At 39.3% G+C, this 25,829-nt stretch carries 21 protein-coding genes; 19 read left to right on the forward strand and 2 right to left on the reverse strand.

Translation table 11 applies throughout. From position 1 onward, the window contains the following. The 9 genes from IGI58_RS10800 (at nt 1) to IGI58_RS10840 (ending at nt 9,653) form a co-directional block, all read left to right on the forward strand. On the forward strand, nt 1–1,092 hold the full coding sequence (locus tag IGI58_RS10800) for a FecCD family ABC transporter permease (protein ID WP_429953398.1): 1,092 nt from the start codon (nt 1–3) through the stop codon (nt 1,090–1,092). 3 nt (nt 1,093–1,095) lie between these two features. Further along, the gene (locus IGI58_RS10805) at nt 1,096–1,860 is read left to right on the forward strand and encodes an ABC transporter ATP-binding protein (protein WP_429953397.1); all 765 of its coding nucleotides are present in this window, start codon (nt 1,096–1,098) and stop codon (nt 1,858–1,860) included. 41 nt (nt 1,861–1,901) lie between these two features. Beyond that, nucleotides 1,902–2,909 (forward strand): ABC transporter substrate-binding protein, encoded by a 1,008-nt coding sequence (locus IGI58_RS10810; RefSeq protein ID WP_429953396.1) that lies wholly within the window; start codon nt 1,902–1,904, stop codon nt 2,907–2,909. Between the two features lie 517 nt (nt 2,910–3,426). Beyond that, on the forward strand, nt 3,427–4,356 hold the full coding sequence (locus IGI58_RS10815) for a phosphate/phosphite/phosphonate ABC transporter substrate-binding protein (protein WP_429953395.1): 930 nt from the start codon (nt 3,427–3,429) through the stop codon (nt 4,354–4,356). A gap of 200 nt (nt 4,357–4,556) precedes the next feature. Then, nucleotides 4,557–5,324 (forward strand): phosphonate ABC transporter ATP-binding protein, encoded by a 768-nt coding sequence (gene phnC / locus IGI58_RS10820; protein ID WP_429953394.1) that lies wholly within the window; start codon nt 4,557–4,559, stop codon nt 5,322–5,324. Continuing rightward, entirely contained in the window at nt 5,321–6,100 is a 780-nt protein-coding gene (gene phnE, locus IGI58_RS10825; RefSeq protein ID WP_087642130.1) for a phosphonate ABC transporter, permease protein PhnE, read from the forward strand. The genes phnC and phnE (IGI58_RS10825) overlap by 4 nt, the downstream gene beginning before the upstream one ends. Further along, nucleotides 6,100–6,879 carry a phosphonate ABC transporter, permease protein PhnE gene (gene phnE, locus IGI58_RS10830; RefSeq protein WP_088271106.1) on the forward strand — a complete coding sequence of 260 codons (780 nt, stop codon included), beginning with the start codon at nt 6,100–6,102 and terminating at the stop codon, nt 6,877–6,879. Before phnE (IGI58_RS10825) ends, phnE (IGI58_RS10830) begins: the two co-directional genes overlap by 1 nt. 16 nt (nt 6,880–6,895) lie before the next feature. Continuing rightward, nucleotides 6,896–8,086, forward strand: a complete 1,191-nt coding sequence (locus IGI58_RS10835) for a bifunctional metallophosphatase/5'-nucleotidase (RefSeq protein ID WP_429953393.1) — start codon at nt 6,896–6,898, stop codon at nt 8,084–8,086. A 37-nt stretch (nt 8,087–8,123) separates the two neighbouring features. Beyond that, on the forward strand, nt 8,124–9,653 hold the full coding sequence (locus IGI58_RS10840; RefSeq protein WP_429953392.1) for a bifunctional metallophosphatase/5'-nucleotidase: 1,530 nt from the start codon (nt 8,124–8,126) through the stop codon (nt 9,651–9,653). A 92-nt stretch (nt 9,654–9,745) separates the two neighbouring features. Here the strand turns inward: IGI58_RS10840 and IGI58_RS10845 are convergent, their stop codons facing one another. Both IGI58_RS10845 and IGI58_RS10850 read right to left on the reverse strand, forming a co-directional pair. Then, nucleotides 9,746–10,258: a LysM peptidoglycan-binding domain-containing protein gene (locus IGI58_RS10845; protein ID WP_429953391.1), complete on the reverse strand. Its 513-nt coding sequence runs from the start codon at nt 10,256–10,258 to the stop codon at nt 9,746–9,748. A 238-nt stretch (nt 10,259–10,496) separates the two neighbouring features. Continuing rightward, a complete protein-coding gene (locus IGI58_RS10850) occupies nt 10,497–11,654 on the reverse strand; it encodes an ROK family transcriptional regulator (RefSeq protein WP_087642135.1) in 1,158 nt (385 codons plus the stop codon). A gap of 137 nt (nt 11,655–11,791) precedes the next feature. Between IGI58_RS10850 and xylA the strand changes: the two genes are divergently transcribed. From xylA to cls, 10 genes are all read left to right on the forward strand, one after another. Beyond that, nucleotides 11,792–13,099: a xylose isomerase gene (xylA, locus tag IGI58_RS10855; protein WP_429953390.1), complete on the forward strand. Its 1,308-nt coding sequence runs from the start codon at nt 11,792–11,794 to the stop codon at nt 13,097–13,099. A 20-nt stretch (nt 13,100–13,119) separates the two neighbouring features. Further along, complete coding sequence (locus tag IGI58_RS10860) at nt 13,120–14,406, forward strand: ABC transporter substrate-binding protein (RefSeq protein ID WP_429953389.1); 1,287 nt, start codon at nt 13,120–13,122, stop codon at nt 14,404–14,406. Nucleotides 14,407–14,485: 79 nt separating this feature from the next. Beyond that, nucleotides 14,486–15,349 carry a carbohydrate ABC transporter permease gene (locus tag IGI58_RS10865; RefSeq protein ID WP_087642138.1) on the forward strand — a complete coding sequence of 288 codons (864 nt, stop codon included), beginning with the start codon at nt 14,486–14,488 and terminating at the stop codon, nt 15,347–15,349. Next, nucleotides 15,346–16,170 (forward strand): carbohydrate ABC transporter permease, encoded by an 825-nt coding sequence (locus tag IGI58_RS10870; protein ID WP_429953387.1) that lies wholly within the window; start codon nt 15,346–15,348, stop codon nt 16,168–16,170. Before IGI58_RS10865 ends, IGI58_RS10870 begins: the two co-directional genes overlap by 4 nt. Nucleotides 16,171–16,418: 248 nt before the next feature. Continuing rightward, nucleotides 16,419–18,704 carry an alpha-xylosidase gene (gene yicI, locus IGI58_RS10875; protein ID WP_429953386.1) on the forward strand — a complete coding sequence of 762 codons (2,286 nt, stop codon included), beginning with the start codon at nt 16,419–16,421 and terminating at the stop codon, nt 18,702–18,704. Between the two features lie 16 nt (nt 18,705–18,720). Continuing rightward, nucleotides 18,721–20,157 (forward strand): glycoside hydrolase family 1 protein, encoded by a 1,437-nt coding sequence (locus IGI58_RS10880; protein WP_429953384.1) that lies wholly within the window; start codon nt 18,721–18,723, stop codon nt 20,155–20,157. Nucleotides 20,158–20,250: 93 nt separating this feature from the next. Further along, a complete protein-coding gene (xylB, locus tag IGI58_RS10885; protein ID WP_429953383.1) occupies nt 20,251–21,738 on the forward strand; it encodes a xylulokinase in 1,488 nt (495 codons plus the stop codon). Nucleotides 21,739–21,758: 20 nt separating this feature from the next. Further along, on the forward strand, nt 21,759–22,625 hold the full coding sequence (locus tag IGI58_RS10890) for an ROK family protein (RefSeq protein ID WP_429953380.1): 867 nt from the start codon (nt 21,759–21,761) through the stop codon (nt 22,623–22,625). A 142-nt stretch (nt 22,626–22,767) separates the two neighbouring features. Next, entirely contained in the window at nt 22,768–24,099 is a 1,332-nt protein-coding gene (locus IGI58_RS10895; RefSeq protein WP_429953379.1) for a dihydrolipoyl dehydrogenase family protein, read from the forward strand. Nucleotides 24,100–24,297: 198 nt separating this feature from the next. Continuing rightward, nucleotides 24,298–25,794 (forward strand): cardiolipin synthase, encoded by a 1,497-nt coding sequence (gene cls / locus IGI58_RS10900; RefSeq protein ID WP_429953378.1) that lies wholly within the window; start codon nt 24,298–24,300, stop codon nt 25,792–25,794. Nucleotides 25,795–25,829 lie beyond the last annotated feature (35 nt).

Here is a 25,829-nt window from a genome sequence, read left to right on the forward strand (position 1 = left end):
TTGCAGGCAATCAAAGCAACAGAAGACAATCTAAAAGTGAAAACACAGCGGTATTATCCGCTCATTTTGCTCGGCTTGATCATAGCTATTTTCATTTCGATCATTTATTCTTTGCTCAACGGTCAGGCGGATATTTCAGTGGATGACATTATTCAAATCTTATTATCAAAGCTATCGGGTGGAAGAGTTGGTTCATTAGATGGCGTTTCAAGCAATTCTGCGGTCAACATCATCTGGTTTGTGCGAACCCCCCGTGTGATCTTGGCTGTCTTTGTGGGAATGGGGTTAGCTGTAACAGGGACTGTGATGCAGGCAGTGGTGCAAAATCCTTTAGCTGACCCTTATATTCTAGGGATTTCATCTGGTGCCTCTCTTGGAGCAACCTTTGCGATTTTGATCGGTTTTGGTACTGCCAGTGTATTTTCACAATTTGGCTTAGCTTTTGGAGCGTTTGTCGGTGCAATGGCAGCAGCCTTTGGTGTCTTGATCTTATCTGGTATCGGCGGGCGGATGACTTCTGTAAAATTGGTTTTATCGGGTTCTGTCATCGGTGCGCTTTGCAGCTCTATCTCAAGTTTTATTGTATACCTGGCCAATAATGCAGAAGGAATGAAAACGGTCACGTTTTGGGCGATGGGAAGTCTGGCTTCTGCAAGTTGGAATAAGTTGAGCGTCCTTTCAGTGACTGTCGTTTTGATCACTCTCTTTTTTTTATTTCAGTATCGTATTTTGAATGTGATGCTATTAGGAGATGAAGCGGCAATCACATTGGGGGTTCCATTAAGTAGATATCGTAAGCTATATTTGATGCTTGCAGCCTTATTAACAGGTGTGATCGTTGCCAACTCAGGTATGATCGGCTTTGTTGGATTGATCATTCCGCATATCGTACGTGGTTTGACAGGTTCTGATCATAAGCGTTTATTGCCTGTGTCAGCATTGACAGGTTCTCTTTTTATGATCTGGGCGGATGTCCTTTCTAGAACGCTGATCGCTACCGTAGAGCTTCCCATTGGGATCATTACTTCGGTCATCGGCGCGCCATTGTTCATCTATATTATCGTTAAAAAAGGATACAATTTCGGAGGCTAAGCTATGGAATTAAATGTGAAAGATCTGGCTATTACGATTGGGCAAGAGCAAATTGTTAAGAGTGTTTCTTTGCAAACTCAAAAAGACCAATTTGTCGGCATCATTGGAGCAAACGGTTGTGGGAAATCAACGATGCTGAAAGGAATTTATAAAGGGATCAAACCTCAAGCAGGCACAGTTTTTCTAGACGATCTAGATCTTTTAGCAGCTTCTGAAAAGAAAGTAGCGCAGCGGTTAGGTGTGGTCAATCAGTTTAATGAATTAAATTTTGATTTAACCGTTTTTCAGATGGTTCTCTTAGGTCGAACGCCGCATAAAAAATTACTTGAATCAGATACACAAGAAGATACTGAGATCGTGAATGATGCGTTAGCAAAAACCAATTTGACGAACTATGTCGATCGTAGCTTTCTATCATTATCCGGTGGAGAAAAGCAACGAGTGATTTTAGCTCGTACGATTGCGCAGCAACCGAAATATATGATTTTAGATGAGCCGACCAATCATTTGGACATCCGTTATCAGTTGGAGATCTTAACGTGTGTGAAAAACTTAGGGATCGGCGTTTTGGCTGCGCTTCATGACCTAGAGTTGGCAGCTCATTACTGTGACTATATCTATGCGATGAAGGCAGGCAAAATCATTGCGGAAGGGAAACCAGAAGAATTATTTACAGCAGCATTGATCGAAGAAATCTATGAAGTAAAATGTACGATCTACACAAATCCAATCACAAAGCGTTTGGGATTCAATTATTCGCTGGACTAATGTGTAGAATTAAAATATATAGCAAATGAGGAAGCGTAAAAATGAAAAAAATAATGATGATCACTCTATTGAGTTTAGCGATTTTTACAGGCTGTGCAACGAAAGAACAATCAGCTAGTGATAAAGAAACAAGCACGGATTATCCAGTAACTATCAAGAATTTTACCCGAGCGGAAGGCGCAGAAAGCTGGCAATCAAAGGAGCAAACATTTGAGAAAGCACCAGAAAAAGTTTTAGCCAATACACGACCGGCAGCAGAATTATTATTGCATTTAGGGTTGAAAGACAAAATCGCTGGAGTTGGAGCAGTTTTTGGAGCACCAGACACCACGGTCGAAAAAGATTTTGATCAGCTGAATCAGCTATCAGAGGATTATATCGGTAAAGAAATGGCGTTGAGCGTAGATCCAGATCTTATCTATGGTCGCGGAGGTCTATTTGATAATCAAGACTGGGGCGTTGGCACAGTTGATAGCCTCAATGAAATGGGGATCAAAACATTTGTTTTACATTCCTCAGTAACAGGAGGGACATTTGATTCTATTTATGATGATATCGACAATTTAGGAAAAGTCTTTCATGTTAAAGATAAAGCAGAGTCATTTAAACGTGAACTGAAAGAACGTCAATCAGCGCTTGAAACGAAGCTGAAAAGGATAAAAGAAAAACGTACATTTGCTTATATCCATACCACTGATCCGAACGAACTTTATATCTATCCTGCTCATAATGAGACCTTTTTCAATGATATTTTTACAATGGTCAAACTAGAGAATGTTTTTAAGGATGAAAAGGGAGAAGTAAGTGTTGAAAAATTGATCGAAACAGACCCGGAAGTTCTGATTTTAGCTGACTGGAGCTCGACTAAAGGCGGGATCTCCGGTGAGAAAATGCTTGAAGGGATCATGAATAATCCTAAGCTTTCAAGCATGCAGGCAATCAAAAATAAACAAGTTTATACTGTCGATTATAACTATATGTTTGGTTATGGCTATCAATCTTTAGATGGGATCGAAAAATTGGCTGATGAAATGTACCCAGAAAAGTAAGAAGCGAAAACTCATGGTAAAAACAAAAAAAGGAAGCGGCTATCTTTCCAATCAAAGATGCAATCAACTTAAAGTTTCTCTTATTTGGAAATTGATCTATTTCAAGTAAGTTTTTATTGATAAAGATAAAAGTACTGGACAATATCAGAGCAACTCTGATATTGTCCTTTTTTTCTTTATTGCCTTTTAATTTTGGAGAATGTTCGTGTTTTTCAGAAAAAAAGATGAGAAGTAAAAAAACAAAAATTGAAAAAGAAGGCTAGAATATTATCGGATTTATGCTATACTAAATTTAGTTTTGGACGATCATATTATGAGAGAAACAGTGAAAATTACTGAAAAGAAGATTTGCTGCAGTCCATGACGATTTAGTGATGATTACGAAGTGAAAATTGAAAATTTACACAATCTTTACGTCGTTATTATCAGAAGTTTACACCATTAAACTAGAATGAATATAGCTAAAATAGAAAAAACATTCGTTTTAGCTATGCCAAGATGCGAAAGGATGGAAAGAGTGAAAAAGAAAACGAAATTGTTAGGGTTATTATCAGTGATTGGTTTAAGTATCGGTTTACTTACAGGATGCGGTTCATCGGGCGATAAAAAGGCTGCTGATAATACTAAACCATTAGAACTACAATTTGTACCGACAAATAACGATGGCTCAATGGAGGCTAAAGCGAAACCTTTCGCAAAATATTTATCAGACAAATTAGGTCGAGATGTCAATGTTACGTTAGCGACTGACTACTCTACGATCGTTGAAGCGATGGCTTCAGGTAAAGTCGATATCGGGATCATGCCGCCGTCAGCATATGTTCAGGCGCGTAATCAAAAAGCAGCAACAGCGATTTTATCTTCTGAATTAGGTGCGTATAACCGTGAAACAGGTAAGCTGGAAGATGGCAAATTATCCGGTACGTTCAAGGGAGAAATTTTAGTTAGAGCGGATAGTGGTATTGATTCATTGAAAGATTTGAAAGGTAAAAAAATCGCTACCTTGAGTCCAAACTCAGCAAGCGGCTATATTTACCCTGTTGTTGAGATGAAAGAAGCTGGGATCGATCCAACGAAAGACGTTACTTTGACAACAGTCAATGATATCCCAAGTGAAATCACAGCTGTTTTGAACGGCCAGCAGGATGCTTGTTTTGTGTTTGAAGGAGCTCGTAATGTATTTGCTTCAAAATTTGAAAAAGATGATCTATTCAAAGAGTTGAAAGTCCTTTACTTAACTGAAGGGGATATTCCGAATGATGCGATCGCTGTTCAGCCAAACATGGATAAAGATCTTCAGGCAAAAGTCAAAGAAACGTTCTTGGCAATATCAGAAGACGAAGAAGGCTCTGAAGCGATGGCAATGTGGGGACATAAAGGCTATGTAGAAGCAGATGACAAAAACTATGATACCGTTGAAGAATATACGGAAAAAGCAGCGGAGTAAATTGAGTGTACATGAAAGAGTAAAGATCAAGTGGATGAGATAAAAGCTATAGAAGTCAGGCGCTCTGTTATCATTTATTGTATGATAGGACCGCGGCTTCTGCTTTTTCTTGCTATTTTTTGAGTTTGGAGCGTGCACAAAAGTTTGTATGTACTTTTGGACGACGCTCTTTTCTATTTTTTATATCAAAAGGAGAAATCATGATTCAGTTTGAAAATGTTACAAAAACCTATAGCAACGGTGTTAAAGGATTGAAAAATATCAATTTAACGATCAAAGATGGCGAGTTTGTTTCTGTTATTGGCTTAAGTGGAGCTGGAAAGAGTACATTACTGCGTTCGATCAATCGTTTGAATGAAATCACAGAAGGAAATATCCTGATCGATGGAACATCGATCACAAAGGCCAATAAGCGAAATCTACGAAAAATAAGAAGAAATATTGGCATGATCTTTCAGCATTTTAACTTAGTTAAGAAAAGTTCTGTACAAAAAAACGTTATTTCTGGACGTTTAGGTTATTATTCGACATTCAAGAGTATTTTCGGGATCTTTTCAGCAGATGATTATGCGCTGGTAGAAGATGCTTTAGGACGTGTTGGCTTAGCCGATAAGTTACATTCAAGAAGTGATGAGCTTAGTGGTGGACAACAACAGCGAGTGTCGATCGCTCGGACATTGGTACAGCAAGCATCGATCATTTTAGCCGATGAGCCTGTGGCATCTCTTGATCCGATCACTACCAAAAAAATCATGAAAGATTTGAAGAAAATCAATCAGGAATTGAATCATACAGTTGTGATCAATCTTCACTCAGTTGATTTGGCGCGTGAATTTTCAAGCCGGATCATTGGATTGCGGGATGGTGAGGTCGTGTTTGATGGAACAGCTGCTGAGGCAACAGATGAAGTACTCACGAGCATTTATGGGGCAGATATTTTGAAACAAACTGAAGGTGTACAAGAATGAAGCTGAAAGATACGATCCATCGAAATTTATATAAGCACTTATTTATTTTAGCTTTAGTTTTGATTTGTGTGTATTCTAGTGCTCGTGTCACAGGGGCTCAAATGGCTGATGTCTTCAATAATCTGGATCAAATGGGGCTTTTCCTACAGCGTTTTCTTCGTCCAGACTGGAGCTATCTTCCAAAGCTTGTTGAACCTATGCTGAAAACGATCAAAATGTCTGTTGTAGGAACGACGATCGGTGTGATTTTTGCTGTTCCGTTTGCTTTTCTAGCGACAACAGTTGTTACTAGAAATTTCTTTTTTACAACGATTATCCGTTTTTTGATGAGTATTGTTCGGACGATCCCCAATCTTTTACTGGCGGCGCTATTTGTTGCAATGTTTGGGATCGGAGAGTTTACAGGTGTGCTGACGATAGCAGTCTTTACTTTTGGGATGGTTTCCCAATTAGTCTATGAGGCGATCGAGACGATCGATCATGGTCCGATCGAAGCGGCTGAATCAGTTGGTGCAACTAAAACGCAGGTTGCTTTTTGGTCGATTGCACCGCAGATCACACACCAGATCGCCAGCTATTCATTGTATGCTTTTGAAGTGAATATTCGTGCGTCAACGATCCTTGGTTATGTTGGTGCTGGGGGAATTGGTGTGATTTTGAATTCTTCATTAAGTTTGATGCGTTATGACCGTGTGTCGATCATTATTTTATCTATTTTAGTCGTTGTGATCACGATCGACTGGATTAGTGAAATCATCAGAAAGAGGTTGGTGTAATGAGCATAAATAGAAAAGTAAAACGCTATATGCCGATCCTGATTGTTTTGGCGATCATTCTTTATTCTGCGGCAGGCATTGACTATTCAGAAGCAGGAAACATGTCATTTGATATGGTGAAATCAGTTTTAACGGGATTGTTTCAGCCAGATTGGGCATATGTGTATGATGGCAGCGGTGAAGATTTAGTGAGCTTGATGCTTTTGACGATCGGGATCGCCTTTTTAGGAACGGTGATCGCTACGATTTTAGCTTTACCATTGACATTTATCAGTGCACATAACCTATGGAAATCGAATACGATCATTTCTAAAATCGGGAAGTTTATCTGTAATGTTCTTCGAGCATTTCCAGAACTGGTTTATGCGATCATTTTCGTGAAAATGGTGGGACCAGGTCCTTTTGCGGGTGTTTTAGCGATCGGTGTGCACCAAATTGGGATGTTGGGTAAATTGTATACAGAAGAAATCGAATCGATGGATGAAGCGCCTGTAGAATCGATGACAGCGGTTGGCGCCAATTTCTGGCAAACCATGTTTTATGCACGCTTGCCGCAATTGATTCCGACGTTTCTATCATTAGCGTTGAATCATTTTGAAATAGCTGTACGTAGTGCTGCGACCCTTGGACTGGTTGGTGCAGGAGGGATCGGTGCGCCAATGATTTTTGCGATTCAATCAAGAGCGTGGGATAAAGTTGGGATCATTTTGTTCGGTATCATTATTACAGTCTTTCTGATCGATGCAGTGACTGGTTATTTACGCAAAAAATTACAATGATTCGTGAGGATAGAAAATGACTGAATTAACAATTTTAGGTACGACAGACATCCACGGTTTTCTGACAGAGGCTGAAAGTGAGAGCGGAATTTGCTCTCTTTCAGCAATTGCTGAAAATTTTGACGCCCCCATTTTGATCGATAATGGGGATTTTTTAGTAGGGAGTCCGCAAACGACCTTTTTTAATACTACAAAAATGATTTCTCCATTGATCGAGTTGGCTAATAAAGTTGGCTTTGATGTAATGGTGCCGGGAAATCATGATTTTGATTATGGACTTGACTTTTTGATCCGTCAGGCAGCAGCTTTTAAAGGAAAGTATGTGTGTGCAAATGCACTGGATTTAGACGACCATTTGATTTTTGATCCATATACAATTTTGGAACGCGGCCAGTTAAAAATTGGTGTGATCGGTGTGATAACAAGCGCTATGCCTCAAATTTCAGACTATGATCGAATAAAGGAAGTAAAATTCCTCGATGTCATCGAAACGTTAAACAAATGGGTGCCGATCGTACGAGAAAAAGTTGATGTGCTCGTCGTTAGCTATCATGGCGGAATCGAACGTGATATGATGACTGGTGCATCGACACAGTATGATACTGGTGAGGATCAGACATATCGTATCATTGATGAGGTCAATGGGATCGACGGCCTGATATGCGGGCATCAGCATCGAACAAACGCAGGGATCACGAATGATACAGCGTTTGTTCAGCCAGGCTATCGTGGCAATTATGTTGGAGAATTGTCATTCTCTGTTCAACATCGTCAAATTATCAACAAACAGGCACAGCTGATCGCTACTAGAGAATATCCGCTAGCAGAGTACCAAGTATACGATGAAAAAGCCTATCAGCTCTGGCTGCAGCAAAAATTAAATCTAGATGAATTAGATCGCTATTTAAGAAAAAAGGTACCGAATACCTTTTATTCTATTAAACTTCAGGATGAAACAATTGGCGGATTTTTACAGAGCTTTAAACCACCGTATACACTATCTACTTATCATATCTCAAAAGAAGAGCTGAAAGAATATTTGCAGCATGAAGACATTTGCGGTATAGACGATCATGAAGGACAAATTGATCCGGAACAACAGGACTATCGCATCACAGCTAATACAGCAATATTTCCAAAGTATCGTTTAGAAACAAATTATATTTACAATGTTTTCGACGAGTATCTTTCATTTATCAGTCAATAATCGAAAGAACCAAAAGCTACTAGAAAGGAGAAGGTATGTGAAACAACAAATGAAGATTTATTATACATCTGACGTCCATGGTTATTTGTTTCCTACAAATTACGCGGATACAGAAGATCGCCCGATGGGGTTATTAAAATGTATTCCTGACTTTCAAAAGGATGAAAATGCCTTGATCATTGATGGCGGAGATATGCTGCAAGGATCAGCACTAGCGTCCTATTGTCAAGCACATCCCGAAGAAGGATTTCCGCAAGCAACTGTTTTAAATCAGGCAGGGTATGATTTTGTGACGTTAGGAAACCATGACGTCAACTTTGGGACAGATTATTTATATCACTATTTAGAACAATTGAATGCCGCTTGTATCTGCGAAAATATACTTGACCGAAAAACACAAAGTAAAAAATACCCGTGGACAGTTAAAACATTAGCAAACGGCATGAAAATTGGCATCGTAGGTGTGGTTACGGATTATATCAATATCTGGGAAAAAGAAGAGAATATCGAGGATATTTCGATCACTGATCCTTTTGAAGCGGCCAAAAATGCATTAGCTGAAATGAAAGAACAAGCACTCGATTTGACGATTTGCGTCTACCATGGCGGCTTTGAGCGTGATGTAAAGTCAGGGAAACAATTGTCTATAACGACTGAGAACATCGGCTATAAAATCTGTGAACAGCTCGATTTTGATCTTTTATTGACTGGACATCAGCATCTGTTGATCGAAGGCCAGTTTTTACATGGAACCTATATTGTTCAGCCTTCTGCTAATGCATTGAATTATGCAGCGATCACTGTTGAAAAAAAAGAGGGTGTTTTACAAATAGCATCGATTGTCGGGAAACCAAGTGAACAGCCGCAAGCAGAGATTTTTGAACTGTTACGGCCTGTGGAACAAAAAGTTCAACAATGGCTGGATGAATCGATCGGGTCACTGGATAAAGAAGCTTTAGCAGATGAAAAACTAGCGATAGCACTTCACGGCAGTCCTGTTGTTGAGCTGATCGGTGCTGTTCAACTTCAAGCTAGTCAAGCACAGATCACGGTTGTTTCTTTAGCAAATACATCACCAGGATTTCACCAAGAAGTGACGATGAGAGATGTTATTGCTACGTATCCTTACACGAATCATCTAATCACATTAAAGATCACAGGTGCACAATTAAAGCAGGTGATAGAGAAAAATGCCGATTACTTTGCTTTAGATGAACAAAATAACATCAATATTTCTCCAAGATATCTATATCCCAAAATTGAACATTACCACTATGATTTTTTTATTGGAGTAGAATATGAAATCGACCTTTGTCAAAAAGCGGGAGAGCGCTTAGCTGCTTTAACGTATCAGGGAACCCCTGTTAAAGATCAGGAGGAGTTTACGATTTCATTGAGTGATTATCGAGCAAGCGGAGGCGGTGGTTTTTCGACGTACCAAGACTGTCCGGTTGTTGATGAGGGAGCAAAAGAAATCGTTGAATCGATCGTGGAATACATTCGTTCTTCAGAAAAAATAGTAGTACCCAATCGATTGAAGTATAAAATTAGTAGCTCCTGTGAATGAGCAAGATTTCAAAAAAGAACAAGCAAACTAAAAAAAACGCAAAAGGTTTTGGCCTTTTGCGTTTTTTATTGTCACAGAGTTATGTAGGAAAATTATTGTAATGAGAGTACCTGCCCAATGTAGACAGTTGCGTCAGTTAGATTATTTTTAGCCATCAAATCTTGAAGAGAAATGTTATTTTTCTCAGCGATCACAGAAAGTGTATCACCTGATTGAACGGTATACGTCGTTGCAGCAGGTTCAGCAACATGAGTAGTCGTTTCAGATGATGGTGTTGTCTGATCTGCAGTGTGTGTGGAATCTACTGTAGTCGAACTTGATTGCTCTGATTGACTTTCTTGAGTTGAGCTTGGTCGTGTCAAAACATTTTGTTCTGTCTCTTCAGAGACAGGTGTCCGTTTGTTTGTTTCTTGATCAAGCTGGCTGACTTTCTTTTCAATGTTATTGAATCGTTCTTCATTTTTGGTATTTTCCTGCGTATTCATAAACAACAAACTACCCAGTGCCAGCGTATTGATAAATAATAATAAAATAACAATGATCATCCACGATTTTGGTGTAGAAGCTGGTCGTGTTTGTTTGCGTCGAGAGTATTCTTCTTCCAAGTTATTTTCATTCCTTTCGTCATTGATTTAATTGAAAAGCCTAAAATAAAGCAATAATAGTATATCATACAATTAGGGCAGGCTCAAAGTAGATTTTTTAGACGAATGAAATAGCGGATAAAAGAGAGTTGATCAATAAAATAAAAAAACAACTTATTGTGAAAAAATACAAATTATTTTGAAATATAGTTTTGTATTATGCTGGTTTATTTATTTTTATTGTATATTCTTCTTTTAATCAGTAACTATTTTGCAAATGGAATTTTAATTCTCTAATATTTAAGAAATTTTGACAGCATAAAGCAATACCGCCATAAAGAGTTGCTTGACTGCCTAGTGCACTATTTTGGATCAATACTTTACGGGCGATCCGACTGGTTAGGTGATGTTCAACAACAGAAAGCAAGGCAGGATTGCTGCGGTAAATAGAGCTATTGATCACAACTACCTCTGGATCGTAAATAGCGATGATATTATTGATACCGACACTTAGTAGAAAAGCGTTTTTATTTAACTCTTGCAAAGTTTCTGTATCAGCATGATCGATCAATTCTTTGACCACAGAAGAATCAACATAATCCAACTGTTTAACTTTAGCAAGTGTTTCATACAAAACAGAATTTGATGCATATTGCTCTAGACAGCCGTGATTACCGCAAGGGCATTTTTTTCCATTGGGATATAAGATAGAATGACCGATCTCACCAGCTTCTCCATATTGTCCTTTGCGTAAAATTCCATGATCGACGATACCTGCGCCAATACCACTATGGATGCTCAAGCTGACAAGTGTTTTAGAGTCCAAAGAAAAAACATATTCACCAAGTGAAGCAAGATTCGCTTCATTTTCTATAAAAATCGGGTAATCATAACGGGACGTTAATTCTTGGTATAGATCGATCGTATCTAAATCATAATATGGCGTAAAAACAATCGAATTTTCGTTGACGATTCCATGAACTGCTGTACATAAACCAACGATCTCTACGTTTGCTTTTATAGATAGCTCCTCGATAGCTTGCTCTAGTAACGACATGACCGTTTTGGCATCAACGGTGATTCGCTTTTTTTGTATAGATAGGATTTCGGTGCCATCAAGATAGGCAAGTGAGCCTTTTAAATAATCGATACCGATATCAAAGGATAAAATCGCAGCTGCCTTTGGATTGAATTGGAGCATAATCGGTTTACGCCCGCCTTGTATACTGGCAGAGCCAATACCTGTTTCAAAGATCAATCCATCATCTAAAAGAGTTTTAGTGATAGAAGAGACTGATGCTTTGTTTAAACCAGTCAGAGTAGATAGCTCTGCTCTGGAGATATTTTCATGATCGATGATGCTTTTTAAGATAAGTGATTCGTTTTGTTCTCTGATTTTGTATTTATTTACAACCATATGTCCACCTCTTTAATGACTATCATAATTTTTTTGAAAGCGCTTGACAACTAATTTCGAATGTTTTATATTCTTTATGTAAGTTAGTTTAACTTACTAACTAACTAGAAGCAAGTCATTTATTGGGAGGAATTTGAATGAATTATTTTCCACAGGTAGAAAAAGTTGTGTATGAAGGTCCTAAAACAGAGAATATGTTTGCTTTCCGTCATTATAATGCGGATGAAGTGGTTCTTGGGAAAACAATGAAAGAACAGTTACGCTTTGCTGTTGCTTACTGGCATACGATGACACAAGATGGGGCTGATCCATTCGGTAAGCCAGTCAATATTCGAACATGGGAAACAAGTGATCCAATGGAAACAGCGAAAAATAGAGTCGAGGCATTTTTTGAACTCTTGGTTAAGCTGGATGTAGAGTATTTTTGCTTTCATGATGTCGACATTGCGCCTGAAGGAAATTCATTAGAAGAATTTTTCGCTAATATTGATGAAATTACTGATTTGATTCAAGTAAAAATGAATGAAACCGGTATCAAATTATTATGGAATACAGCGAATATGTTTTCTGATCCTCGTTATACGAATGGTGCGGCTTCTTCAAATAATGCTGAGGTATTTGCTTATGCTGCAGCACAAGTGAAAAAAGGCTTGGACATCAGTAAAAAACTTGGTGGTGAAAATTATGTATTCTGGGGCGGACGTGAAGGCTACGAGTCGCTATTAAATACAGATATGAAGCTGGAACAAGATAATATTGCCCGTCTATTCAAGATGGCAGTTGCTTACACCAAAGAAATAGACCATCAAGTTCAATTCTTGATCGAGCCAAAACCAAAAGAGCCAACGAAGCATCAATACGATTTTGATGCTGCAACAGCGATGGCTTTTTTACAAAAATATGATCTGACAAATGATTTTAAATTGAACCTGGAAGCCAACCATGCGACGTTGGCTGGACATACCTTTGAACATGAATTGACGGTTGCCCGTTGTTATGAAGCGCTTGGTTCGATCGATGCCAATCAGGGAGACATGTTGTTAGGTTGGGATACTGATGAATTTCCAACGAATATCTATGATACGACTTTAGCGATGTACGAAATTTTAGAAAATGGCGGTATTGCACCTGGCGGAATCAATTTTGATTCGAAGGTCCGTCGTTCATCGTTTGAAATGGAAGACTTATTATTAGCTCATATCGCAGGGATGGATACTTTTGCCCGCGGCTTGAAAGCAGCAGCGAAATTGAAAGAAGATCGATTCTTCGATGAACTGAAAGGTCAACGATATGCATCTTATCGATCAGGGATCGGCGCAAAAATCCTTGAGGATCAGGAAACACTGGAAAGTTTAACAGAATATGCACTGACACATGATGATGTTCGTTTAGAGTCTAGTCACTTGGAGTATGTAAAATCGCGTTTGAACGACTATTTAGTCTAAAAAAGAAGGAGCGAGATAAAATGAAACGTAGTAAACTTATTCTTTCAGCAACAGTTGTAGCAGCAGTAGGTTTATTGTTAGGTGCATGTGGAAATGGCGGCGGTAGTGCAAGTTCCAAAGATACGACAACAGTGGATGTTTTCAATATCAAAGTCGAAACAAAAGATCAATTGGATGAACTGGCTAAAAAATATGAAGAAACTCATGACGGCGTCAAGATCAATGTAACAACTGTGGGCGGCGGACAGGATGCGAATGCTGCGCTGCAATCTAAGTTTTCTTCTGGTGATGAACCAAGCGTCTTTCTTTTAGGCGGTTTAGCAGATGTGGAAAAATGGGGCGATAGTTTAGCAGATTTAAGTGATACAAAATTAGCTGAAACGGCCATTGAAGGAACCTTGGATGGCGCGACAAAAGATGGAAAAGTCTATGGTTTACCAATGAATATCGAAGGCTTCGGCTTATTGATCAATAAAGAGTTGTTTAAAAAAGCAGGCATCAATGTTGAAGATATCAAATCATACCAAGATTTTGAAAAGGCTGTAAAAACGTTAGACAGTAAAAAAGAGGACTTAGGAATGAAAGCGGTTTTCGGCTTTAGTGCGAAGGAGTTCTGGGTAGTCAGCCAATACAGCGCTCATTTTACGTCACCAGAGTTCGATGACAACTTGCAAAAAATCTACGATGCGAAAACGATCGATTTTAAATATGGGGATCAATTCAAAAAATACACAGATTTGATCAATAAATACAACGTACAACCGATTTTATCCTTAGACTACAGCACATCAGTTGAAGAAGATTTTGCTAATGATCAAGTAGCGATCGTGCATCAAGGAAACTGGATCGTGCCAACGTTGAACAGTTTAGATCCAGAATTTACCCAAGATAAATTAGGAATTTTGCCATTGTACGTAAAAGATGATACCGATGGAAAAATCGCAGCTGGCGCCCCTTGGTACTGGGGTGTGAATAAAAACAAAGATGAGAAAGTCGTAGAAGCAAGTAAGGATTTCTTGGAATGGCTGTATACCGATAAAGATGCAATGAAAGTTGTAACGGATGAAATGGAATTTATTCCGGCATACACAAACTTCTCATCTGATGCGATCAATGATCCGACCTCAAAACAAATTTTTGATTATCTATCTGATGGAAAAGTTGTTCCTTGGGCGCATAATCAATACCCTGATGGCTTTTCTCAAACACAGTTTTATCCTGAGTTCCAAAAATATTTGAATGGAGATATCAGCTGGGACGAAGTGCTGACGAAAGGAAAAGAAGCTTGGGCGTCTGATCGTAAATAATCGATGTTTCGATAGGAGGTGACAGAAACGGTGAGAAAAGTTTCTGTCAAACTCTTATCATTTAAGGAGGGAAATCGTTGTGAGCAATAAATCAAAATCCTTTTGGTTCTTTTTGGCGCCTAGTCTGATTGGGATGGCTGTTGTTTTATTTATACCTTTGATCACAGGTGCCTACTATTCAATGACTGACTGGAATGGGATCAAAGTGGATCAGTTTCTAGGCTTGGATAATTATATTCGGGCGTTTCAGGATGAACGTTTTCTTAGCAGTATTTGGTTTACGACGAAGTTTTCTGTCGTTGCTATTCTATTGGTCAATGTGATTGGACTTGGCTTGGCACTATTAGTGACGCAAAAAGCCGATAAATTGAATAACCTGTTTCGAACGGTTTTCTTTATGCCTAATTTGATCGGCGGGATCATATTAGGGTTCATCTGGCAGTTTATTTTTATCAAAGCATTTTCTGCTATTGGTGATGCGACAGGAATCGAATTTTTCAAAGGCTGGCTGTCGACGACGAATACAGGTTTTTGGGGGCTGGTCATTTTATTTGTTTGGCAAATGAGTGGCTATATTATGATCATCTACATTTCATTCATCAATAATATTCCAGATGAAATGATCGAAGCAGCAGAAATCGATGGGGCAACAGCGTGGCAAACATTTTGGAAAATCAAGTTTCCGATGCTGGCACCGGCCTTCACCGTTAGCTTGTTTTTGACATTGTCAAACGCGTTCAAAATATACGATCAAAACTTAGCGCTAACAGCTGGTGGTCCATTTGATTCTACGCAAATGGTGGCAATGAATATCGTCAATGAAGCGTTTGCGGTGAGAAATATGGGCTATGCGCAAGCGAAAGCTGTGATTTTCTTGGTGATCATCGCTGTGATTTCAGTCGTTCAAATCAGTATTACCAGAAAGCGGGAGGTTGACCTATGAGAAAGCAAAAACAAAGAAAAGCATTCTGGGTCAAGCTTCTTGGTATTGGTTTGACGCTTTTATGGCTATATCCATTCTATTTGATCGTTGTAAATTCATTTAAAACAAAATCTGAGATTTTTAAGAATACATTGAGTGTGCCGCAGAATTTTACAACAGAAAATTATCCAGTCGCTTTTGAAAAGCTGGATTTCTTTAGAAGTGCATTCAATTCAATTTTGATCACAGGTATTTCATTGTTTGTGATCGTCGTTTGTACCTCTATGGCTGCCTATGCATTGTCTCGAAATAAGAGTAAGTTGAGTAATACCTTGTATTTTGTGATTGCGATTGGGTTATTGATTCCCTTTCAAGCAATCATGATCCCTTTGGTTTCTTTCTTTGGAAAGGCCAATATGCTGAACCGTCCGGGGCTTGTGATCATGTATCTTGGATTAGCCAGTAGTATGGCGATTTTTCTGTACTTTGGGGCTTTAAGAAGCATACCGCAGTCATTGGATGAAGCAGCAACGATCGACGGCGCTTCAAAATTTCAAATTTATTGGTATATCATCTTGCCATTATTAAAGCCAACAACTGTGACGGTCATTGTTTTGAATGCAATTTGGTTCTGGAATGATTACTTACTTCCTTCTCTGGTGATCAATAAAGAAGGCATGTACACGATCCCGCTGAAGATGTTTTATTTCTTCGGGCAATATTCAAAACAATGGCATTTAGCTTTGGCGGCGCTGTTTATTGCGATTATTCCGATCATCATTCTTTATGTGTTCTTGCAAAAGTATATCATCAAAGGAATTTCGGATGGTGCAGTGAAGTAAAAGGTGGAGTGAAAGAAAAAGCATCATGATCAGTGGAATTATCCAGCTGCACAGGCTAGCTCTTCGGAAAAAAGATAACTATTGAGTGAGATAAAAAGCATCTCAATCAATAGTTCCTATTTGCTGAGAATCACAGCGAAAGAAATTGAGTTGATGATGAACAGTACAAGACTTTCGTAAGAAAGTGTTGATCATTTTTTACTCAGAGCAGGACGAGCCTGTTCCGCTTTTATAGTCAGGAGGAAATTATGAAGTTTACAGATGGTTATTGGATGACAAAAGAGGGGTTTACGATTCAGTCCCCTAAAGAAGTTTTTTCTTATCAGAAAAATCAGGATTCGGTTGTTTTATATGCACCTTATAAGAAAATTGAACGGCGTGGTGATACGCTCAATTTAGGAATGAGCACGATCACATTATCAAGTCTTCAAACAGATATGATTTCAGTGAAAATTGTTCATCATGATAAAAATGATCTAGGGCCAAATTTTGAACTAACGAAGACAGAGGCTCAGCCGGTCATTGAAGAAACAGCGGAACAGTTATCTTTTACTTCAGGAAATTTAAAAGCAACTGTTGCTTTAGAGGGGAAATTCCGACTTCGTTTTTTTGGTGATGAACAATTACTAACAGAGTCAAAATTTGGTGCTCAAGGGGAAATCACTCATACAAGTGGAAAGCATTTTATGAGAGAGCAGTTGTCTTTAGGGATCGATGAACAGCTTTATGGGCTGGGTGAACGTTTTACACCATTTATCAAAAATGGGCAAACAGTTGATATCTGGAATGAAGATGGTGGGACAGGCAGTGAGCAGGCCTATAAAAATATTCCTTTTTATCTAAGCAGCAATGGTTATGGTGTGTTCGTCAATCATCCCGAAAAAGTTTCATTTGAAATAGCTTCTGAGAATGTTTCAAGAGCACAATTCAGTGTGGAAGGTGAAGCGCTGGAGTATATCATTATTTATGGGCCGACGCCAAAAGAGATCCTGGAAAAATATACCAACTTGACGGGGAAACCGGCATTGCCGCCAGCATGGTCCTTTGGTCTATGGTTATCCACTTCATTTACAACAGATTATAGTGAAGAAACAGTCATGACATTCATTGATGGCATGTTGGAAAGAGATATTCCGCTGGAAGTATTCCATTTTGATTGTTTTTGGATGAAGGCTTTTGAATGGTGCAATTTTAAGTGGGATGAAGACTTATTTCCGGACCCTAAAGGCATGCTTCAGCGTATCCATGACAAAGGGATCAAAGTGTGTGTGTGGATCAATCCATATATTGGGCAAAAATCGCCGTTGTTTGAAGAAGGCAGGAAAAATGGGTATTTCTTAAAACAAGCAGATGGCAACGTTTGGCAATGGGATATGTGGCAGGCTGGTCAAGGAATCGTTGATTTTACTAATCCAGAAGCAGTGAAGTGGTATCAAGGTTATTTAGCTGACTTGCTGGATATGGGTGTAGATAGTTTCAAAACGGATTTTGGTGAACGGATTCCGACAGACGCTGTCTATTTTGATGGCTCGGATCCAAACAAAGCACACAATTATTACAGTTATTTATACAACGAAGCTGTCTTCTCGCTTTTAGAAGAAAAGCGTGGGAAAAATGAAGCTGTACTATTTGCCCGTTCTGGAACAGTCGGGTCCCAAAAGTTCCCGGTCCATTGGGGCGGCGATAATTTATCCGAATATGTATCGATGACAGAAACCTTAAGAGGCGGGTTGTCCTTCTTATTATCAGGGTTTGGTTTTTGGAGCCATGATATTGGCGGATTCGAAGAAAATGCTTCTGCCGATATCTACAAACGCTGGACACAATTCGGTCTACTTTCAACTCACAGTCGTTATCACGGCAATATCGAGTACAGGGTTCCTTGGAATTATGATGAAGAAGCGGTAGCTGTCACGAGAAAATTCACGAAGCTTAAGGTTCAATTGATGCCATATCTTTACCAACAAGCAGTTTACACGGCAACAACTGGCGTGCCGATGATGCGTCCTGTTTTTATGGAGTACCCAAAAGACCGCAACAGCTACTTTGTGGATAAACAATATTTCTTAGGCGATAACTTGTTGGTAGCACCTGTCTTCACAGAAACAGGTGAAGTTTCGTATTATTTACCGGAAGGCAGATGGACTCAGCTGTTAGATCATTCATTCAAGGCAGTCGACCGCAACGGTCAATGGCAAACTGAACAGCATGATTATTTAAGTCTACCTGTTTGGGTCAAAGAAAATACAATTTTAGTCATGGCAAAAAATGAGCATCCAAGTGTGGTTTATGACTACAATCAAGAACTGGCTATTCATTGTTATCAATTATCAAACGGCGTACATGAACAACTTATTGTAAATAGTAGTGGAAATCCTCTTGCTAAGATTATAATAGAGAAGGATAATGAACATGTGGTGATTCGTACCGAAGGCTTGGTCGGAGAAAATGACGTGTACATCCACGAAAATGAGCGTGTGATCACAGATCGATTAACAGAAACTAAACAAACGATCGAGATCAGCGCAAACTAAAACTGGAGGCAATAAGATGGAACATAAACAACTGGATCAGTTTCCAACGAATTTTTTATGGGGATCAGCTTCTGCTGCTTATCAAGTAGAGGGGGCTTGGCAAGAAGATGGCAAAGGTGTTTCTGTCTGGGACGAGTTTGTTCGGATTCCTGAAAAAACGTTTAAAGGAACCAATGGTGATGTGGCTGTCGATCATTATCATCGTTACAAAGAAGATGTTGCTTTGATGAAAGAACAAGGCTTAAAAGCCTATCGTTTTTCAGTTGCTTGGACACGGATTTTTCCGAACGGACGCGGTGAGATCAACCAGAAAGGGCTGCAGTTTTATATTGATTTAGTCGATGAACTGCTCAACAATCAAATCGAACCGGTATTGACTTTGTATCATTGGGACTTGCCTCAAGCACTTCAAGATGAGTATCAGGGGTGGGAATCAAGAAAAATCATAGAGGACTTCACGAATTATGCTGCGACTTTATTTGAAGCATTACGCGGGAAAGTAAAATATTGGGTCAGTTTAAATGAGCAGAATATTTTTATCAGCCATGGCTATTTAATGGCGTCACATCCGCCAGCAGTCAGTGATCCAAAACGGATGTATCAAGCAAACCACTATGCGAACCTTGCCAATGCTGCGGTCATCAAAAAGTTCCACGAGATGGATATGCCAGGACAAATCGGTCCAAGTTTTGCTTATGGTCCAAACTATGCTCTAGATAGCGATCCTAAAAACGTATTAGCAGCTGAAGATGCAGAAGATTTGAATGCTCATTTTTGGATGGATGTTTACTTATTCGGAAAATATCCGATCGCTGCAATGAAAATGTTGAAGAAACAAGGTCTGGCGCCAACGATGGAAGCCGGAGACGAAGAATTGTTAGCAGCAGGGAAACCAGACTTTTTAGGAATCAATTACTATCAAACGAATACAGTTGTGTTTAATCCTCTTGATGGTGTCGGCATGGGCAAAATGAATACGACAGGAGAGAAAGGCTCTACGGAAGAATCTGGGTTGCCGGGTGTTTTCAAACGTGTTGAAAACCCATTTGTAGAACGGACGAACTGGGATTGGGAGATCGATCCAGAAGGGTTGCGGATCGGCCTTAGAAGAATCGCCAGCCGCTATCGGATTCCTGTATTGATCACTGAAAATGGTCTAGGTGAATATGATAAGCTGACAGAAGAAAAAGAGATCCATGATGATTATCGTATCGATTATTTGAGCAGCCATGTACATGCGATCAAAGAAGCGATCACCGACGGCGTTGAAGTTTTAGGCTATTGCACGTGGTCCTATACAGATCTTTTGAGCTGGTTGAATGGCTACCAAAAACGTTACGGTTTTGTGTATGTTGAACAAGATGAAAACCAAAATGGCACACTGAATCGTTATAAAAAAGACAGCTTTTACTGGTATCAAAAAGTGATCAGTGAAAATGGTGCCAATGTTTAAAGTGTACGTAAGAAAGGCTGGAGCAATTTTTTCATTTGTTCCAGCCATTTTTAAAATGAAAATGTAACCGTTATTATAAAATGAGGTGAAAAAATGTCCTATGTTATTGGTATCGATTTAGGAACTGGCTCAGTCAAGGGACTGGTGGTAAATCAAGCAGGTAAGGTGGTTTTAGAAGCTGCCGAAAATTATCCGTTATATCATCCAGAAAAAGGCTATAGTGAACAAGATCCAGCAGATTGGCTCAATGGAACCAAACAAGTATTGAAACGCTTGATCGAAAAAATGCCAGAACTAAAAGAACAGTTGGAAGGTATCAGCTTTTCCGGTCAAATGCATAGTTTGGTGTTGCTGGACGATAACGACCAGCCTTTGAGAAACGCTATTTTATGGAATGATGTGCGTACGACAAAGCAATGTGAAGAAATCACTGAAAACTTGGGAGAACAATTGCTTATAAAAACGAAAAATTTAGCCTTGGAAGGTTTTACCTTACCTAAATTGCTTTGGGTCAAAGAGCATGAACCTGATCTTTGGTCGCGGGCAGCGCATTTCCTTTTGCCGAAAGATTACGTAGCTTTTTGGCTGACGGGTAAGAAGCAGATGGAACTTTCTGATGCAGCGGGGACTTTATTATTGAATGTGATGGATCAAAAATGGGATCTTGAGATAGCGGATGCTTTTGGAATTGCTCATGAATTGCTGCCGACACTCGTTTCTTCAATCGATAAAGTAGGCACGATAAACAAATCTTTATGTGAAGAGTTAGGAATCAAAAACAGTGTCGAGGTCTTTGCTGGTGGAGCCGATAATGCATGCGCGGCTCTCGGTGCGGGAATCATCAATCAAGAGCGGGGATTATGCAGTATTGGTACTTCTGGTGTTTTTTTAGCATACGAGGGAATAGAGGAACAACAATATCAGGGCAAACTGCATTTCTTCAATCACGTGATCCCAAAGGCTTATTATTCAATGGGCGTCACTCTGGCTGCTGGTCAAAGCTTGACTTGGTTTAAAGAAACCTTTGCAAAAGAAAAGTCGTTTGACGATCTGCTTCACGGAGCAAGAAAAAGTCCTATTGGTGCAAATGGCTTATTATTTACACCTTATATCATGGGAGAACGTACGCCTCATGTAGATAGTCAAATCAGAGGGAGCTTTATCGGGATCGATGCGAGCCAAGAAATCACCGATTTTACCAGAGCGGTTTTAGAAGGAATTACTTTTTCTCTAAGAGATGCCCAAGTGTTGATGGAAACCATTGCAGGGAAGCGATTTAAAGAAATTGTTTCGGTTGGCGGTGGGGCTAAAAGTGATCTTTGGCTGCAAATACAAGCTGATATTTTTAATACGAAGATCGTGACATTAAAAACAGAGCAAGGTCCAGGTTTGGGCGCAGCTATGCTTGCTGCTGTGGGATGCGGCTGGTTCAAAACAGTGGAAGAATGTGCAGCAACTTTTGTTGATTATGCCAGAGAATATTTCCCAGATGAAAAAGCAGCAAAGCAATACGAAAAAATCTACCACTTATATGCGCAAGTCTATCCGCAAACGAGAGAGTTGTGTCATCAATTAAAATAAATCGGTTTGGAGTTGAAACGATGAATCTATTAGCTTTTGATATTGGGGGAAGTTCAGTTAAATACGGACTGTGGAAAAATGAAAAGCTCGCCGAACAGGATAGCTTTCCTTTACCTAAAGACTGGATCGAAATGAAACAGATCTTAAAACAAATTTTTGACCAAAAGAGCCAAGTAGGAACCCTTGCAGGCGTCGCTTTCAGTGCACCTGGTGTCGTTGATGATAAAAAGGGGGAGATTCGTGGAGTGAGCGCCGTATCATATATTCATCATTTTCCAATTAGGGAAGAGTTAGAAACGTTATTTGGAGTGCCGGTTTCAATGGAAAATGACGCCAATTGTGCCGCGTTGGCAGAAGTATGGCAGGGAGCAGCTAAAGATGTGTCTGATTCTATTTTCTTTGTGATCGGTACCGGGATCGGCGGGGCAGTGATCATTGATCGAAAACTGTTTAAAGGCAGAAATTTGTTTGGCGGTGAGTTTGGTTATATGGCATTGAATGAATCTTCTTCTTTAAGTGACTTAGGCAGTTCAGTCAAAATCGTCAAAAAGTACAATTTGATCAATGGAACCCAAATCGACGGTAAAGAGCTTTTTGAACGAGCGGAAAAAGAAGATCTATTAGCCATCCAATTAGTCGAGCAGTTTTATGCAGCGATCGCAAGAGGCATCTATAATCTGCTGGTTTGCTTTGACTCGGGAAGAGTCGTTTTAGGTGGCGGAGTCTCTAAAAATGAACGGCTACTGCCAAATATCCAAAGACATTTAACGCGTATTTTATTGGAACATGCAGTGACAGATATGGACTACGAATTGGTTACCTGTAAATTTGGAAATGATGCAAATTTGATTGGTGCGGTCTATCATTTTATGGAAAATAATGCATAGTGAATGGAAACGTTTGAACAGTGTTCGCACTGCTCAAACGTTTTTTTGTTAAAGAGTCTTTACTGTGCGGTCGTTTCCTCCTTTGATATAATTGAATTGTGAAGTCCTTAGAGATATAGAATGGATCAAAGGAGGAATCAGTATGGCAAAATTTGACATAATCATCATCGGTAGTGGGCCTGGCGGAATGGCAGCGGCGTACGATCTAGCGGCTAGTGGTAAAAAAATTGCTGTTGTTGAAGCGGATCTTTGGGGTGGCACATGTCCTAACCGAGGATGTGATCCGAAGAAAGTATTGTATGGGGCAATAGAAGCGCAAGATGCCGTTCAGCAGCTTGAACATCATGGTTTTTCTACCGTACCTAAAATCAATTGGCGTGAATTGATGGCTTACAAAGAAACCTTCACTCAGCACGTTCCAACTGAACAAAAAGCTGGCTTGGATAGCGCAGGTATTCAAACGATTTACGGACAGGCTGTGTTTAAAGATGAGCACACCATTACTGTGGCAGAACAGGAATATCAAGCAGATAGATTCATCATAGCAACAGGTCAAAGACCAGCCATTCTCACTATTCCCGGCAAGGAATATTTTGAGACAAGTACTGAATTTCTCAGCATGCAAGAATTACCAGAAACAATGATTTTTGTCGGCGGCGGTTATATTTCACTGGAATTGGCAAATATCGCGAACAGCTGTGGAGCAGAGGTTCATTTGCTGCATCATAATGATCGTCCATTGAAAGGCTTTGATGCAGAGTTGACCAAGGAAATGATCCAACAGTTGAGCGCTCGGGGAATTCACTTTCATCTGAATGAATCTGCTGAAAAGATCGTCAAGCAGGAGAAAAAATACAATGTAACTTTGACAAGCGGTGGAGAATTACTTGTTGATCGTGTCTTTTGCGCAGCTGGAAGAATACCCAATGTAGAAAATTTAGGATTAGAAAAAATCGGAGTAAACTATAGTCGAAAGGGAATTATCGTAAATGACTATTTGCAGACGAGTGTTGAAAACATTTATGCATTAGGAGACTGTTTAGAAAAATCATTCCCTAAATTGACACCCGTTTCAAGTTTTGAAGGCAGTTATTTAGCGGATTTGATTGGAAAAAATAAACAAGAGCCTATCAACTATCCGACTATACCAACCATTATTTTCAGCTCGCCTAAACTTGCTCAAGTTGGTTTGACAAATGTAGAAAAACTAGATGCTGAAAACTATGAGGTACAAAAATTAGATCTGTCACAATGGTTTACATACAAACGCATCAATGAGCCGCTGGTCAAAGCTACGATCGTAACCGAAAAAGCGACAGGAATATTAGTAGGAGCCTCTATTTTAGGTAATGAGGCCGATCAATTGATCAATCTTTTCACTATCATGATCAATCAAAAGTTACGATCAGAACAAATCGATCGATTGATTATGCTTTATCCAACGGTTGGCAGTGATTTAGGGTATTTATATTAATAGTAAAAAGAGTCCAGAACAAAAACTAGAAAACCGTTTTGTTCTGGACTCTACTTCTTGATAGACAACTTTTGTTTTAGCGCTTTTTTAGATAGAAAATCAACTGTCTATGAATTATCGTTATGCTTTATTTTTAGTGTTTACTACCTTTATAATATATAGGGATCGTAAAAAATGTTGAAAAGTAGAGGAAATGATATGAATCAAACGATACGGCAATTTGGTGTTTTATTAGCAGTACTAGTTATTGGAATAGGAATACTGTTTCTTCTTTTTCCTCAAGTGATGCTTGTTTTTCTTATGTTCTTTGAATTTATTGCTATTATATTGAGTATTTATATTTTATTTAAACGGACAGATGTGACGAGTATTAAGGTTGCTTGGATACTTACACTGTATTGCCTACCGATAGTTGGTATATTTTTGTATCTTTTTTTTGGTCGAAGCCAGTTGAAAAGCACAGCGATCCAAAAAAAAGAACAGCAATATCTACATGAATATGTTCAAACCCTTCAGACAAATCATACTAGTCCGACAAGCATGCTAAAGATCAAAAATGAACGCTTAGCTGAGAAAAAAGTGCTCGGAGGCAATCGTTTTGATATCCTAACAGATGGTGAGGCGACATTTGATGCTATTTTTACCGCTATCGAAGAAGCAAAAGAGCATATCCATTTGTTTTATTTCATCATCAAAGAAGATGAGTTGGCTGAAAAATTGAAGAAATCTTTGATCAAAAAAGCGCAAGAAGGTGTCAAGGTACGTTTTGCTGTAGATGGCTTAGGGTCATTGAAATTGTCTGATGCCTATTTAAACGCATTACGAGAAGCGAATGTAGAGGTTTGTATTTTTAATCCGATCCGTACCTTCTATCACCTATTTAGAGCCAATTGGCGCAATCACCGGAAAGTGATCGTGATCGATGGACGTATAGGTTTCGCTGGTGGCTTGAATATTGGCAATGAATACTTAGGTCTGACTGAAAAATTTTCATCTTGGCGAGATACACATATGAGGCTACAAGGGCCAGTAGTCACACAACTACAGGAAACGTTTCTTTATGACTGGCTGTATATGAAAAATACAACTGGGAGTGCCAGTGAATTTTTATCAGAACAGTATTTTCCGATCGATTATGCGGGTGATGATGAGGGACAGGTCATTTATGGCGGTCCCTATGATCAGGAACGGGTGATCCGTGATGTATTTTTTAATATGATCGATTCAGCAATCGCAAAGATATCGATCGCCAGCCCGTATTTTGTTCCAGATGATGAAATGTTGGCTTTGTTAAGAAGAGTTGCCCGGAATGGGATCGAGGTAGAAATCTTGATTCCGGGAAAAGGAGACCGGAAGCTTTCGTATTATGGAAATGACTTTTATTTAGAAACACTGATCAGTGCAGGGATCAAGGTATATAAGTATGACAATACAGCCTTTTTACATTGTAAAGTGATGATTATCGATGAAAAGATCGCGACTGTTGGTTCTACGAATTTTGATATTCGCAGCTTTGATATCAATCATGAGGTTTCTGTTATTTTATACAATGGAAAAGGGGTAAAAAAATTGGCGGAGGATTATCGGAGGGATGTGCAGAAAGCTACTGAGATCACTGACGTAGATCTTACTGAAAGAAGCCGTTGGAAAAAAATAAAAGGTCGGGTGTGTGGTCTTTTTGCACCGCTTTTATGAGAGCGACATATAAGAGGTTATCAATGAGTGATGTA

The sequence above is a fragment of the Enterococcus sp. AZ020 genome, assembly GCF_050499205.1.
Classification (GTDB): domain Bacteria; phylum Bacillota; class Bacilli; order Lactobacillales; family Enterococcaceae; genus Enterococcus_L; species Enterococcus_L dunnyi.

Excerpts from the sequence above, each read along its gene's own strand:
- IGI58_RS10805 (WP_429953397.1), top strand. The coding sequence starts at position 1,096 with ATGGAATTAAATGTGAAAGATCTGGCTATTACGATTGGGCAAGAGCAA.
- IGI58_RS10810 (WP_429953396.1), top strand. The coding sequence starts at position 1,902 with ATGAAAAAAATAATGATGATCACTCTATTGAGTTTAGCGATTTTTACA.
- phnC (WP_429953394.1), top strand. The coding sequence starts at position 4,557 with ATGATTCAGTTTGAAAATGTTACAAAAACCTATAGCAACGGTGTTAAA.
- phnE (WP_087642130.1), top strand. The coding sequence starts at position 5,321 with ATGAAGCTGAAAGATACGATCCATCGAAATTTATATAAGCACTTATTT.
- phnE (WP_088271106.1), top strand. The coding sequence starts at position 6,100 with ATGAGCATAAATAGAAAAGTAAAACGCTATATGCCGATCCTGATTGTT.
- IGI58_RS10835 (WP_429953393.1), top strand. The coding sequence starts at position 6,896 with ATGACTGAATTAACAATTTTAGGTACGACAGACATCCACGGTTTTCTG.
- IGI58_RS10850 (WP_087642135.1), bottom strand. The coding sequence starts at position 11,654 with ATGGTTGTAAATAAATACAAAATCAGAGAACAAAACGAATCACTTATC.
- xylA (WP_429953390.1), top strand. The coding sequence starts at position 11,792 with ATGAATTATTTTCCACAGGTAGAAAAAGTTGTGTATGAAGGTCCTAAA.
- IGI58_RS10860 (WP_429953389.1), top strand. The coding sequence starts at position 13,120 with ATGAAACGTAGTAAACTTATTCTTTCAGCAACAGTTGTAGCAGCAGTA.
- IGI58_RS10870 (WP_429953387.1), top strand. The coding sequence starts at position 15,346 with ATGAGAAAGCAAAAACAAAGAAAAGCATTCTGGGTCAAGCTTCTTGGT.
- yicI (WP_429953386.1), top strand. The coding sequence starts at position 16,419 with ATGAAGTTTACAGATGGTTATTGGATGACAAAAGAGGGGTTTACGATT.
- IGI58_RS10880 (WP_429953384.1), top strand. The coding sequence starts at position 18,721 with ATGGAACATAAACAACTGGATCAGTTTCCAACGAATTTTTTATGGGGA.
- xylB (WP_429953383.1), top strand. The coding sequence starts at position 20,251 with ATGTCCTATGTTATTGGTATCGATTTAGGAACTGGCTCAGTCAAGGGA.
- IGI58_RS10890 (WP_429953380.1), top strand. The coding sequence starts at position 21,759 with ATGAATCTATTAGCTTTTGATATTGGGGGAAGTTCAGTTAAATACGGA.
- IGI58_RS10895 (WP_429953379.1), top strand. The coding sequence starts at position 22,768 with ATGGCAAAATTTGACATAATCATCATCGGTAGTGGGCCTGGCGGAATG.
- cls (WP_429953378.1), top strand. The coding sequence starts at position 24,298 with ATGAATCAAACGATACGGCAATTTGGTGTTTTATTAGCAGTACTAGTT.